At 44.1% G+C, this 12,308-nt stretch carries 14 protein-coding genes; 5 read left to right on the top strand and 9 right to left on the bottom strand.

Annotated features, from left to right (window positions below; translation table 11 throughout):
• Nucleotides 1-80 precede the first annotated feature (80 nt).
• Both P0M28_RS09930 and P0M28_RS09935 read right to left on the bottom strand, forming a co-directional pair.
• Complete coding sequence (locus P0M28_RS09930) at nucleotides 81-212, bottom strand: hypothetical protein (RefSeq protein ID WP_302209747.1); 132 nt, start codon at nucleotides 210-212, stop codon at nucleotides 81-83.
• A gap of 76 nt (nucleotides 213-288) precedes the next feature.
• Nucleotides 289-1,320: an acyl-CoA reductase gene (locus tag P0M28_RS09935; protein WP_302209749.1), complete on the bottom strand. Its 1,032-nt coding sequence runs from the start codon at nucleotides 1,318-1,320 to the stop codon at nucleotides 289-291.
• Between the two features lie 176 nt (nucleotides 1,321-1,496).
• On the opposite strand from P0M28_RS09935, the gene P0M28_RS09940 reads away from it, so the two are divergent.
• The gene (locus tag P0M28_RS09940; protein WP_302209750.1) at nucleotides 1,497-1,841 is read left to right on the top strand and encodes a 4Fe-4S dicluster domain-containing protein; all 345 of its coding nucleotides are present in this window, start codon (nucleotides 1,497-1,499) and stop codon (nucleotides 1,839-1,841) included.
• Nucleotides 1,842-1,926: 85 nt separating this feature from the next.
• Here the strand turns inward: P0M28_RS09940 and P0M28_RS09945 are convergent, their stop codons facing one another.
• On the bottom strand, nucleotides 1,927-3,180 hold the full coding sequence (locus tag P0M28_RS09945; RefSeq protein ID WP_302209752.1) for a PDZ domain-containing protein: 1,254 nt from the start codon (nucleotides 3,178-3,180) through the stop codon (nucleotides 1,927-1,929).
• 276 nt (nucleotides 3,181-3,456) lie between these two features.
• Here P0M28_RS09945 and P0M28_RS09950 point away from each other — a divergent pair, with 276 nt between their 5' ends.
• From P0M28_RS09950 to P0M28_RS09960, 3 genes are all read left to right on the top strand, one after another.
• Nucleotides 3,457-4,041, top strand: coding sequence for a HupE/UreJ family protein (locus P0M28_RS09950; protein WP_302209754.1), 585 nt, complete (start codon nucleotides 3,457-3,459; stop codon nucleotides 4,039-4,041).
• A 127-nt stretch (nucleotides 4,042-4,168) separates the two neighbouring features.
• The gene (locus P0M28_RS09955) at nucleotides 4,169-4,795 is read left to right on the top strand and encodes a chloramphenicol acetyltransferase (protein WP_302209756.1); all 627 of its coding nucleotides are present in this window, start codon (nucleotides 4,169-4,171) and stop codon (nucleotides 4,793-4,795) included.
• Nucleotide 4,796: 1 nt separating this feature from the next.
• Nucleotides 4,797-5,318 (top strand): NUDIX domain-containing protein, encoded by a 522-nt coding sequence (locus P0M28_RS09960; RefSeq protein ID WP_302209758.1) that lies wholly within the window; start codon nucleotides 4,797-4,799, stop codon nucleotides 5,316-5,318.
• 2 nt (nucleotides 5,319-5,320) lie between these two features.
• Here the strand turns inward: P0M28_RS09960 and P0M28_RS09965 are convergent, their stop codons facing one another.
• From P0M28_RS09965 to P0M28_RS09990, 6 genes are all read right to left on the bottom strand, one after another.
• A complete protein-coding gene (locus P0M28_RS09965) occupies nucleotides 5,321-5,794 on the bottom strand; it encodes a DUF2062 domain-containing protein (protein ID WP_302209759.1) in 474 nt (157 codons plus the stop codon).
• A gap of 56 nt (nucleotides 5,795-5,850) precedes the next feature.
• Nucleotides 5,851-7,251, bottom strand: coding sequence for a TrkH family potassium uptake protein (locus P0M28_RS09970; protein WP_302209761.1), 1,401 nt, complete (start codon nucleotides 7,249-7,251; stop codon nucleotides 5,851-5,853).
• On the bottom strand, nucleotides 7,251-8,237 hold the full coding sequence (locus P0M28_RS09975; RefSeq protein ID WP_302209762.1) for a bifunctional heptose 7-phosphate kinase/heptose 1-phosphate adenyltransferase: 987 nt from the start codon (nucleotides 8,235-8,237) through the stop codon (nucleotides 7,251-7,253). Before P0M28_RS09975 ends, P0M28_RS09970 begins: the two co-directional genes overlap by 1 nt.
• Before the next feature lie 127 nt (nucleotides 8,238-8,364).
• Nucleotides 8,365-9,576 carry a pyridoxal phosphate-dependent aminotransferase gene (locus tag P0M28_RS09980; protein WP_302209763.1) on the bottom strand — a complete coding sequence of 404 codons (1,212 nt, stop codon included), beginning with the start codon at nucleotides 9,574-9,576 and terminating at the stop codon, nucleotides 8,365-8,367.
• Nucleotides 9,577-10,186: 610 nt separating this feature from the next.
• Nucleotides 10,187-10,684, bottom strand: a complete 498-nt coding sequence (locus P0M28_RS09985; RefSeq protein WP_302209765.1) for a T9SS type A sorting domain-containing protein — start codon at nucleotides 10,682-10,684, stop codon at nucleotides 10,187-10,189.
• Between the two features lie 92 nt (nucleotides 10,685-10,776).
• Nucleotides 10,777-12,009, bottom strand: coding sequence for a hypothetical protein (locus P0M28_RS09990; protein ID WP_302209766.1), 1,233 nt, complete (start codon nucleotides 12,007-12,009; stop codon nucleotides 10,777-10,779).
• Between P0M28_RS09990 and P0M28_RS09995 the strand changes: the two genes are divergently transcribed.
• Nucleotides 12,008-12,130, top strand: coding sequence for a hypothetical protein (locus tag P0M28_RS09995; protein ID WP_302209767.1), 123 nt, complete (start codon nucleotides 12,008-12,010; stop codon nucleotides 12,128-12,130). The genes P0M28_RS09990 and P0M28_RS09995 overlap by 2 nt on opposite strands.
• The last annotated feature ends 178 nt before the right edge of the window (nucleotides 12,131-12,308 follow it).

Here is a 12,308-nt window from a genome sequence, read left to right on the forward strand (position 1 = left end):
GTTTTTTTGATGGTGGTTGAAGACCTCAAAATTAAGGGAATCTCTGCATTCCCACTCGCTTTTCCTCTGCACCCAATTCGTTATACACTCAAATCAATTTTTCGTTCTTGATAGTAGAGTGAACCTAAACCGGTGGTTAGTTTACTGATAACTCGCTGGTGCTCTTTGGGTGCATTGATGCCCATGTCTATGAGTTGTTCGGGAAAAATCATAGTCTTCTTAATAGTGTATCGAATCTTACGATGCTAGAAGCCAGGGATTAGAGGTTGCTAAATTCTGACTTCCAATCTAACCTTCTGTCACGCTTTGCACAAACTTTAGCGTATTCACCCCGTCAGCGTAGTCCCAGAGTTTGGGTTGCTGGGCTTGGCCGAACGGAACATAATTCTTTTGGTTAGGGTAAATTGATTCCTGAGCTACTACGCACTGAGTTTTTTCTTCGTTTGCTAGCAGCTTTTGTGTTAGCTCATTCTGGTTTTGATAGGGTTCGTAGTACACTACCGAGATGGGCGAGACCAATTGGTCGCTCTGGCGAAATAGCGCAAATCCGGTATCAAGAAATGGTTCGCGGTTTACCAGATAGATGGACTTATTGTAGTCGTAGTTGTTGTTGTATTTGTGGTGATGAGCAACGGTTTGATAAGCTTCTAAAGTTCGGAAAAGTGATTCAAAATTATATTCTTCCGGCACAAAAATTTTGGAAACGTTACGGCAGCCTAGCCCAAAGTAGCGGAAAATATCTTCGCCCAACGCGTTTAATTCTTTCTCAGTTTCATGGCCACTTAATACGGCTACCCCCGTCCGGTTTTTCCGAATAATGTGCGGGTACTTAGCAAAGTAGTATTCAAAATAGCGGGAGGTATTATCGCCCCCAGTGGCAATAATGGCATCAGCCGTATTGAGTTTATCTACTACGGTGATAAGTGAGGCTAACTGAGGTTCTAACTCAGTAATAATATTGATGATGTAGCGCATCAAAAATGAGTCTTGCGAGCTGAGCTTAATCATCGCATGTTGACCGCTAATGAGTACCGTAAGCAAATCGTGAAACCCTACCCAAGGAATATTTCCTGCCATCACAAGACCGATTTTCTTTACTGAACTGGGTTGGGTTGGAAGGTCAGTTACCCACTGGCGTAACTTTTCCTCACTGAGATAGCGTTGCAACCCTTCTTTTGCTAAGAGAACATTTTCTTCGGTAAACCAAGCGTTGTCAGACCGTGCTCGTTGCACTAACTCATTTTGTTCATTTTTATCTAGGTTCTTTAGCACAGTTCCTACTGCGGCAAACACACGGATCCGGTCGTCTAAGTTTAGCATTACACTACTTTTTATGGATTCTTTTGGGGATAAAACCAAAGTTTTGTTTCTTCGTTACAAAAATACAATTAAGACTTATTGTTTAATAATCGTTAAAAAATTAGTCTGCTAAAAACGGAGAAATGTAGCGTTAGTAGGCTAGACCCTGAAGAAACCCTGTAAACGAGAAGTGAGCTATGGCAATCATAATAACCGACGAATGCATTAACTGCGGTGCCTGCGAGCCGGAATGCCCCAATACGGCTATCTACGAAGGCGGAGTAGAATGGAGCTGGGCCGATGGCACTGATTTGAAAGAAATTGAATTAGAAGACGGAACGGTTGTAGATGGTACTGAATCCCAGGAACCCGTCTCCGATGAGTTTTACTATATTGTAACCGGAAAATGTACCGAGTGTATGGGGTTTCATGAAGAACCTCAGTGTGCGGCGGTATGTCCGGTAGACTGTTGTGTAGAAGACCCCGACGCCCGCGAGAGCGAAGAAGAGCTGCTTGGCAAGCAAGCGTGGATGCACAATTAGGGAAACCGGAAGCAGGAGTCCAGAGACTGGATATTTATGGTTATCTACATCTTTCGGTCTCCAGACTCCGGTTTACGATTTCCATCTATAGGATTCTCTCCAACCGAAATTTCTTCTTGAATAGGATGCCATTGCGGTAGATTCTTATACGAATCCTTTTGCCCGGACGACGACTGACAATTGTGCTAAATAGCCCGAGGCTGAGTTCGGGGAATCGAAGTCCGTTTACCGAAAGAATCATATCACCTTCCTGAATACCAGCACGTTGAGCGGGTGAATCTTTTATCACTTTACTTACCAAGAATGTTTCTAGCAGGGGGCCTACAGTAATCAGCTCTATTCCACTCATGTTATAGTCAAAGGGACGACGGTAGTGGCGGTTCTTCTGAAGATACATCATCTCGTTAGCGTAATCAAAAATTACCCGAAACCGCTTCAGTGCCGAGCCACCTATGTTTCCGTTATGGTTGGTACGGTTACGAGTAGCCTGCATAAAAGCACCCTCTTCCGGAAAAGAAGAAATTACCCCTTCTAGTGCGTAATCGTCAATCCCCAACTCAGATACTCGGGCCATATGACCAAAAATATCCCCGCTTAATCCTCTGCCCAAGTAACCTGATAAATGCGGGTTAGGAACACTGATAGAATCATTACTTTCCATGTTAAGCATCAGCGCGTGGCTTGCCCCGGTATCAATCATCAGCTTAGCAGTGATTGTGGTAGAATCATTCACGGATAAGCGCACTCCGTCAACATACGGTTTAGTATCTTCTACAGTAATCGGTATTTTAGTAAGTCGGCGCGAGGGCTTAAATAATTCTGGCTTGTGGAGCACCACCACTTGCTTGGTATAATCGATCTCAACCACAAACCGGCTGAAAATCTCGTAGCCTAATATGCCGTGTACCCGGGTACCCAAATAGCTATCTAGGCGAAGGTAGTCTTCTTTAAGCACCAGCATGGCATTACCCTCAGCAGCTACTCCTTCCGGTAAGGTAAACGAAATACCATTGCTCACGTAAGCACTTACCTCGCCCTCATTGCCAGCACCCATTAAGCTAATCATTCGGTCGTTTACGGTGGGGATTCCTTCTACGTACATACCATCCGTTAAAATAGCAGTGCGAACCCCAGTATCTAAAATAAATTTTAGTTCTTCACCGTCGTTGATCTGTACCGGAATGATAATTAGATTGCTCTGAAGCTCAAAGGGGATAGACACCCGCTTAGCCCGGTTATTAGTCATCTTAAAACCACGATGAAATACTTGACTCGCCCCTGATGTAGCGAAGAATAAAACCCCAGTAGCGATACATGCAGCACGAACGAAACTACTCATACGTTCTCCTTTTACCTCGTATACGTTAATCCACCTAAACTACATTGGCAAGGAATGCTTGCATGGTAATAGTAAGTAAGAAATAGCGAGTTGGCAAGCCGATAGTTTAAAAATGACATAGAATATAAGACATTTTCTGCTTAGCTTCTAATAGACAGGGCGAAAAACTAGTTGTAATTTACACTTTTTCGATTTACACAGCCTATCTAACTCTTGTTGGGAATTAGTTAACAAAAAAAGAGTTTTTTTCATTTCTTTACAGATTAATTTTTCCTCATGTCTACTTTTTCGCTGTATTTCAATTTGGGGCTAACCCATATTCTGGATATTCTGGGCTACGATCATATTTTGTTTGTGGTGGTTTTATGTGCTTTGTACATGCTACGCGACTGGCGAAAAGTGCTAATTCTGATTACTGCTTTTACCATTGGGCACTCAATCACGTTAGCGCTGGCAACACTCAATATTATTCAGGTGAATGTGGCTCTTATTGAGTTTCTTATTCCGGTAACAATTTTCATCACTGCCGTCAGTAATATTCTTCGAGGCCAAAGAAGTTCCTCTCCACAAAAAGTTCAGCTCAACTATGCCTACGCCCTTTTTTTTGGGCTAATTCACGGAATGGGGTTCTCTAACTACCTCCGTAGCTTGCTCGGAAAAGAAGAAGATATAACGGTCCCGCTGCTAGCTTTTAATCTAGGCTTGGAATTAGGGCAGGTTATTATTGTTGCCATTGTATTAGTAACTGCTTCTGTTTTTGTTAGTATTTTAAGTGTAGCTCGTCGCGACTGGAAACTAGTAATTTCATCGGCAGTAGCCGGGATAGCCCTGACCTTGATGATGGGTGCCAAATTTTGGTAATGAGGTTAGGAGCAAGAAGTCGGAAGCGCGAAGTTAAAGGGCGCACCCAACTTCAGCTAAGTTAATGGTGATACACACAAAGTCGGTAGTCTCTGACATAATATTTTCAGAATAAGCTTTAATTGATATGCCTTATCAACTTAACCTAGCTACTTGGGAGCGCAAAGATCATTTTGACTTCTTCCGCACGTTTGACGAGCCTTTCTTCGGGGTTTGCGTAGAGGTAGACTGCACAATTGCTTACCGCCGGGCCAAAGAGTTAGGTGCTTCTTTTTTTCTATACTATTTACACCAATCCATTGTCGCTGTCAATCAAACTGAACCATTTCGCTATCGCATTGAAGGAGAGGATGTAATTATTCATGAGCAAGTAGGAGCTTCGGCTACCATTAACCGAGAAAATGGAACCTTTGGCTTCAGTTATATTCCCTATGCGGAAAATTTTCGAGAGTTTGAACAAGGGGCGCAAGCGGAAATTGACCGAGTGCGCAGCACCACAGGTTTGGTGCCTGCTACGGCAGCCGAAAGCGTTATTCACTATTCTTCCTTACCCTGGATCAAGTTTACCTCCCTATCGCACGCGCGCAGTTTTAGCCACGCCGATAGCATTCCGAAAATTTCGTTCGGCAAAATGACTGAAGCTAACGGGAAAAGAACAATGCCAGTTTCAGTACACGCCCACCACGCATTAATGGATGGGTTTCACGTAGGGCAGCATCTGGAACAGTTTCAAAAACTTCTTAATCAATTATAGTATGGAAGCATTACCAGAAGGAATTAAGAAAGCAGCCGTGCTTTGTGTACTGAAACATCAGGCGAAGGGTCGGCTCCCAGAACTGCTGCTGCTCAAAAGACTAAAAGAACCTAACCAACACCTTTATACTCCGGTAGGTGGCAAGCTTGATCCCTACGAAAGCCCCCTCTCCGCTGCTATTCGGGAAACAAAAGAAGAAGCTGGCGTTGAGGTTCCAACCATGAAGTACTGCGGAACTTTGGTGGAAAGCTCACCCACTAAGTACAACTGGATTAATTTCGTATACGTGGCTGATATTGAACGAGTATCCCCTTCAATCTGCAACGAAGGAGAACTGCGGTGGATTTCCCTTGAAGAGGTGACAAATATACCCACACCTAAAACGGATTGGTTCATATATCAGTTTATCTTTCAGAACCGTAAGTTCGCTTTCCACGCCGATTTTGACGATCAAATCAACCTAGTCAGAATGACTGATATGCTAACGGAAGAAGTGGTTTATCGATCAGCCGTGAATGACTGATCTTAAATGGCCTCTCCAGAGTTCGATAGAAAACGACGAGAGATGAGCAGGCTAATTTGGTACAATAAAGCTCCTAACGGAATTGCCACCAGCAACCAAACCGCAATGCCCGCTAAGTTGGTTACCCAAATTTGCTGAAAAAGTCCCCAACCTGTGGTTTCTAGCATACTCATAATCTCGGAAGGCGAGAATGGTAGCGGTGCTAGTTGAAATAGTAGCTCACCCATGCGAAGGAAAGGTACAAAAAGCAACAGTTGCAGCGGCAGAGCTAGGTAAAGCAGGGCTAACACCAGCGGTACATTCAACTTCCAATGCATAGCAATGACTGTTGCTAGCGGAGTAGTAAACCCAAACACAGGTACAATACCCATGGGAACAGATAGCGCAATAGCCAGCGAAAGCTCGCGAGGCGTGGCTCCCCGGCTAAGGACTTCCCGCACTTGGCGGATGGATTTAGTGGAAATATACTGGTTCAACAAGCTAAAAATTATACAATAGAATTAATTGCAAATCCTGTACCAGTATCAACGGCTTAGCCCACCATCAGTTCTTCTTCGGGTAACTTATAATTTTGGGGAATGGCTCGAGCACTTAGCGCAATGGCAAAAGTCAGTGTACCCACTCGGCCTAAGAACATGGTAGCGATAATAACAGCTTTGCCTACCTCAGAGAGAGAGGCAGTAATACCTCGGCTCAGTCCTACCGTTCCGAAGGCGGAAACCTGCTCAAAGGTAATATCGATTAGTGGCAGTTGCGGTTCACTAATACTCAGAATGAATACTCCAATTAAGTTAATCACTATGCCGTAGAAAAAAATAGAGAGCGCCTTAAAAACCACGCCGTTGGAGATGTGCCGATTGCCAATTGTAATTTGGGAACTGCCTCGGCTGGTAGAAATAACCGAAGCAATCAGTAAAAAAAACGTAGAGGTTTTAATGCCCCCGGCTGTAGAACCGGAAGAACCGCCAATAAACATTAAAAACATGAGCAGCACGGTAGTTGGAATGGTAATTTGACTAATATCTACCGTATTGAACCCCGCAGTGCGAGCCGTAGCCGACTGAAAAAAACTGCCAATTAAGGATTCAGTCAGATTCATACCTGATAGGGTGTTTGATTTTTCTAACCAATAAAAGCTTATGGTTCCCACTACTAGCAGTAGCAAAGTGGTATTAACCGCTACTTTAGTGCTGAGGTGCCAATCAATCCAGGGTTTTTCCAGGCGTTGCCGTAGTTGTTGAGGAGAGAAAATATTATTGAGGGTGGCAAAACCCAGCGAGCCCAGTACAATGGTTACCGAAACAACCGCGTGAAGCACGTACATATCGCGAATCACCGGCTCGTAAAAACCCTGACTAAACAAACTGAACCCAGCATTACAAAAAGCCGAAGCTGCGTGGAATAAAGAGAAGAATATTCGCTCACTCCAGCTAGAAAACGGGTAACTACCCCACGTGTACAGAAGTGCTACAAAGGTTCCGGTTTCGATAAGAACGGTAAAGAGAACAATGCGTTTGAGTAAAGCGCGGGCACTGCCTAACGTCTCTCCGTCTAGGTAGTCGGGAAGTATCTTCGCATGATGAATGCGTAGTTTACTGTTCAGCAAGAAAGTAAAAAAAGCTGCGAACACTAATATGCTTAGTCCACCAATCTGAAACAAACCCAGAATTACTAATTGCCCTTGAGTAGTTAAATCAGTAGCAGTATCTATTACGGATAACCCAGTTACACAACTAGCGCTAGTCGCCATAAAGAGGGCGTCAAGGAATGATAGCCCACTTGGCAGTGTAGACATAGCCGGAAGCATTAGCAGCCCGGTACCGATGACGATAAGTAGCAAGAAGGTTGCCACCAACCAGACGACTATGGTATTTACTCTCAATGCGTGCTTACCATTGAAAGCAGAAGATCTGGAAAAAGGGTTGAGCGACATTACAGGGCTAGGTGTTCGGTTGCTTCCTCAAGCAAGCGCACAGCATCAATAGGAACTACTCCAGTGTATTCGCAGACAATTCCTCCCCCCAAATTAGCCAGTGAAGCCATGAGTGGGCTGGGTAGCTGTAGAGCTAAACACAAAGCAGCAATGCTAATCACCGTATCACCAGCTCCTGATACATCCGAGATTTCGCGAATGTGGGCAGGAATAAAGATAGATTCCTGCGTATCGTCTACAAATACCCCTTTTTCCGACAGAGTAATGAGTGTAACCTTATGTTGCAATCGCTGGCGCAATACGGTAGACGCTTCCCGAATGGTCGGCTGTAATTCATACTCCTCCTGGTGTAGCGCAATAGTCTCTTGAAGTAACCCTTCTTTCAGTTCCTTCAGGTTTGGCTTGAACAAAGTTGCGTGACGGTAGTGTAGAAAGTTACGTCGTTTGGGGTCAACTGTGGTAGGAATATTATACTGATCAGCCTGCTGCTGTACCCACTGAATTAGCGATTCGTTTAGCACCCCTTTATCATAGTCCTGAAAGATAATCACATCGGTTTGGGGCAGTAGGGGCTGAATAGCCTTTTGTAGCATCTCCTGTTCGGGAGCCGATAGCACTTGGTTGTGCTCAGCATCAATCCGCAACATTTGTTGTCCGCCACCAATAATCCGCTCTTTTACCGTAGTTGGGCGAGATTGGCTACGCACAATACCTTCGGTGCCGATTTGGTGCTTTTCTAATAATTGGGTGAAAGCCTCTCCGGAGGCATCCTCACCAATAACAGCACATAGTACGGGGGTTGCTCCTAATGACTGTACGTTAAGCGCAACATTGGCTGCCCCACCCAAGCGACTTTCTCGTTTTTTTACATTGAGAATTGGCACGGGAGCTTCCGGGGAAATGCGATGAACACTACCCCAAACGTAAGCATCCAGCATTACATCACCGACAATGAGCACCTTCAGACGACGAAAATCCTCAAACAATTCAGAAAAGGATGAATAATTTGGTATCACTGGGGGGAGGACGGAAAACGGAAAAAGAAGAACGGGTAGGAACAAGTTTTCTGCCTGCCTCTTTTCGTCCTCCGTTTTCCCTTCTCCTTATTCCGTATTAATTAAGTTGAGATAATGCTTCTTTTATTCGTCCGATGGCTTCTTTCAGTTGCTCATCTGAGGCAGCAAATGACATACGAATACAGTTGGGGGCGCCGAAGGCTTCCCCAGTTACCAGCGATACGTGGGCTTTATTAAGAATATACATGCAGAGATCGCTAGCATTCTCGATAGTAGTTTCACCATCAGACTTGCCGAAGTACGCACTAATATCAGGGAAGAGATAAAAGGCTCCGGTAGGCACGTAGGTTTCTACTCCGGGAACATCTTGCAGCAATTCCAGTACCAAATCGCGCCGCCGTTGGTAAGCCGCTTTCATTTCTTGGGTTGAAGACATATCACCGGTTAAGGCGGCAATGGCAGCCCGTTGGGTAATGCTGTTGGGGCCGGAGGTAAACTGCCCTTGAATTTTCCCACAGGCTTTCGCGATCCACTCGGGAGCGGCAATGTAGCCCAGTCGCCAACCCGTCATGGCGTAGCCTTTAGAAAATCCGTTGATCGTAACCGTATTATCGTACATGCCCGGCAGAGCGGCAATACTCACGTGTTCATTCTGAAAATTGATAAACTCATAAATCTCATCGGCCACCACGTAAATGTTAGGGTGCTGACGAAGTACATCAGCCATAGCTTCCATCTCTTCCCGCGTGAACACCGATCCGGTAGGGTTGCTGGGCGAAGAGAAAATAACTGCTTTGGTTCGGGAGGTAATGGCTTCCTTCAACTGCTCGGTAGTAGCTTTAAAATTATTTTCTAGCGTTCCCACAATTGGTACGGGCACTCCTTCGGCTACTTTAATAATTTCGGCGTAGCTCACCCAATACGGGGCGTATACAATCACTTCATCGCCCGGGTTGAGCAAGCACATAAATACGTTGGCGATAGACTGTTTGGCTCCGGTAGAAACTACAATCTGATTAGGGCTGTACGTTAAGTTATTATCCCGCTGAAGCTTATCGGCTATGGCTTGTCGCAAATCCAGATAACCGGGTACTGGCGAGTAACCGAAGTATTTACCCTCATCAATGGCAGCCTTGGCCGCTTCTTGAATGTGCTGAGGAGTCTTAAAATCGGGTTCACCTAAGCTAAGACTGATTACATTAATGCCTTTGGCTTTATACTCTCGGGCTTTCTGAGCCATGGCAATGGTCGCCGATTCGGCTAACTTTTGAATACGTTCTGACAAGGGTTGTGCTACGGCCTGTTCCATAATAGATGATTACTTCATTAATAAACGGGGGCAAAAATACTGATTCTTAAAGTAAGTTACTAACTGCTTGCTATGAAGTCCAGAGCAAATGCATCTAAATTTATGCTATCTTCGGTTGGGGCCTACCCTGCACGGTGGTGCTTCCCATTGTACAACTGACATCGATACTTTACGAAGTTTGTATTTTCAGCAGGTTCTGCCCGATTTCTCTGATAGCCGCATAGTTTTGGGGCATGCTGTCCTAAAAATTTGGGAAAGTAAAAAGTGCCCAGAAACAAAAAAAAACCTCTAAAAAGGGTTTGAAAGAATGTAAAAAAACTTGTGGAACTAGTTGAGAATTAAATCTAACAAGGACTCGAGTCTTAATTCAGCATCTGTATGAACACCTGTTAGAGGATACCCTTTAGTTAGCCGTATAGCTAAAATCTATATATCACTACCTAGTACTCTGTCAAGTTTGAAATTGAAGGTAAACGATGTCCTCAGTGCCTTGGTCAGGGACGATGAGTTGCGAGCGAGCGGGTTGCGGGTTATCTGCGATGCGTAACTCGCAACCCGCTCACCCGCAACTCGCTATACCCTTAAAATCAAACTTGACAAAGCACTAGGCCTATCTGATCACAACTCGCTGACTGCGTCCATCATTAAATCTTAATAAGTAGTTACCAGATTTAATGTTTTTAGTATAGATTATATTTTGACCATATTGTAAGCTACGCTCGATTACCTTTTGCCCCATCATATCATAAAGTGTGACTTTATTTTTCTTAGCCTTTGAGGAAAGGTCGACATACAACTTACCATAATTTGGATTCGGATAGACTAATATTTTTTCCTCCTCCAGTGGCTGTACGGAAGTCACTCCATCTACAAAAAAGTTAGCTGCAGAAGTACAGCCAACTGCATCAGTCACAGTAATACTGAAATCTCCTGGTGCAGGATCACTAATAAATGCTGTAGTAGCATTGTTACTCCATTCATAATTGTAAGGTGCTATTCCACCGGTGACACTTAGGGAAATACTTCCATTTGGTGTATGATCGGTTGATGAACTAGTTTGAGCCGCTATTGCTAAAGGTTCAGGATTAAGTAAGCTGTCTTCTACCATAGCTGAACATCCGTCAGAATCTTTCACTGTAATGAAGTACTTACCAGCCTTTAAGTCTGCAAAATTAGCTGTTTCTTGAAAGTTGGTGTTATCTATACTGTACTGGTACGGAGGCTGCCCCCCTCGATTGACACAGTGAGACTTCCATTGGATGCCCCATTGCAAGTAATATCAACCCTTTCTACTATGTTTGCCGTAAGCCCAGAACAATTTACTTCAGCTTGTTGGTGTGCTGCCGTAACCGTTAGATATTGAGAGACATCGGTAGCAGACTGGTACGTGTCGTCTCCAGGCTGAATGGCAGTGATTGTAGTAGTACCTACCCCAACAATCGTTACTATATTGCTTGAGATAGTCGCTATTGTTTCATCTGAAGAAGTGTAGGCCACAGCTAAGCCAGAGCTGGCGGTGGCGGTGGCGGTTAGTTCAAATGTATTCGTATTATCAGCCAATGATCTATCAGGTAACGAATTAAAAGTGATTTGCTGAGCGGTTTTCATTGGGGCATCACTTGATAGTGCCCACTCGAAATCATCTGACGAATACACATCGTCCCATAGTATATAGATAGTATTACCCTCTGTCAGGCTCAATGTCAACTCTGATTGAAAATCCGAAAAATCATCATTGTAGTCAATGAGCGTTTCGTTACAATCTGAGTAAACGTACAGGTATGTATCAACAGTCGTAGTACCAACCGATGAAATAGTGTAATTGGCGGAAGCTGGCACTGTATACTCATACCAATAGGGGGCAGCTGGGGTAGTATTCATTCCTATTACGGCCGTTGAGGCCAATGCACAGTTGTCACCTGATGATAATGGAACTACTTTTACATTCCAGTTGAAATCGCCACTCTTTGCTGTATTCCATTGTATAAAAACGGTCTCTCCATTATTAAAGATAGTAGAAGAAGTACTATCGTAGCCATTTGCTACTTCAGATAATCCATCACAGGTACCTCTGTATATTCTTACATAGTAGGAAGTTTCAGAGCTAACTTCTAACTTTCCCTCACTTGGCAAGGTATACGCATACCAATAAGTAGGACTTGTTGTAGTAGGAAGCGCATTAGCTCCCGTGGTTGCCGTAGTGGCTAAGGAACGGTTATCACCCGCTTCAAGGGGAGTTATCAATATATCCCAGTCAAAACTACCTACTCCATTTGTTTCCCACTCAATAAATACTTCATCACCGCTGGCAAGAGTAGTAACAACTGCGCTTCCATCATCATTATCTTCAAAGTGGAGATCATTACAGGTATTACTGTACACGCTAACAGATGAAGTAGTAGAACTTATCTGTAGTTTACCTTCACTGGGCATGGTATATTTATACCAATACTTCGTATTAAGTGTTGCGGGTAAGGAATTAGTGCCAGAAACTGCCGTAGTGGCCAATGAGCAATCGTCGCCGGCGGTTAACGGGCTTTCTGATAAATCCTAATCAAAATTACCACCATCGTAAATAGCCATTTGATAAAGACTTTATCACCACTACTGAGGGTAGTTACTGTTGCATTACCGCTATTTCCAAACTCCTGATACTGTAAATTCTCACAGCTACCATTATAGACTTCTAAAGAGTTGGTTGAACTAGCGTTAATCAATAACCTCCCATCAGT

Origin of the sequence: Tunicatimonas pelagia, assembly GCF_030506325.1 — a bacterium.
Taxonomy (GTDB): domain Bacteria; phylum Bacteroidota; class Bacteroidia; order Cytophagales; family Cyclobacteriaceae; genus Tunicatimonas; species Tunicatimonas pelagia.

Bases quoted from the DNA above. Each gene is read 5' to 3' on its own strand.
- P0M28_RS09930 (WP_302209747.1), bottom strand. From the start codon at position 212: ATGATTTTTCCCGAACAACTCATAGACATGGGCATCAATGCACCCAAA.
- P0M28_RS09935 (WP_302209749.1), bottom strand. From the start codon at position 1,320: ATGCTAAACTTAGACGACCGGATCCGTGTGTTTGCCGCAGTAGGAACT.
- P0M28_RS09940 (WP_302209750.1), top strand. From the start codon at position 1,497: ATGGCAATCATAATAACCGACGAATGCATTAACTGCGGTGCCTGCGAG.
- P0M28_RS09945 (WP_302209752.1), bottom strand. From the start codon at position 3,180: ATGAGTAGTTTCGTTCGTGCTGCATGTATCGCTACTGGGGTTTTATTC.
- P0M28_RS09950 (WP_302209754.1), top strand. From the start codon at position 3,457: ATGTCTACTTTTTCGCTGTATTTCAATTTGGGGCTAACCCATATTCTG.
- P0M28_RS09955 (WP_302209756.1), top strand. From the start codon at position 4,169: ATGCCTTATCAACTTAACCTAGCTACTTGGGAGCGCAAAGATCATTTT.
- P0M28_RS09960 (WP_302209758.1), top strand. From the start codon at position 4,797: ATGGAAGCATTACCAGAAGGAATTAAGAAAGCAGCCGTGCTTTGTGTA.
- P0M28_RS09970 (WP_302209761.1), bottom strand. From the start codon at position 7,251: ATGTCGCTCAACCCTTTTTCCAGATCTTCTGCTTTCAATGGTAAGCAC.
- P0M28_RS09980 (WP_302209763.1), bottom strand. From the start codon at position 9,576: ATGGAACAGGCCGTAGCACAACCCTTGTCAGAACGTATTCAAAAGTTA.
- P0M28_RS09985 (WP_302209765.1), bottom strand. From the start codon at position 10,684: ATGGTAGAAGACAGCTTACTTAATCCTGAACCTTTAGCAATAGCGGCT.
- P0M28_RS09995 (WP_302209767.1), top strand. From the start codon at position 12,008: ATGGTATATTTATACCAATACTTCGTATTAAGTGTTGCGGGTAAGGAA.
- P0M28_RS09990 (WP_302209766.1), bottom strand. From the start codon at position 12,009: ATGCCCAGTGAAGGTAAACTACAGATAAGTTCTACTACTTCATCTGTT.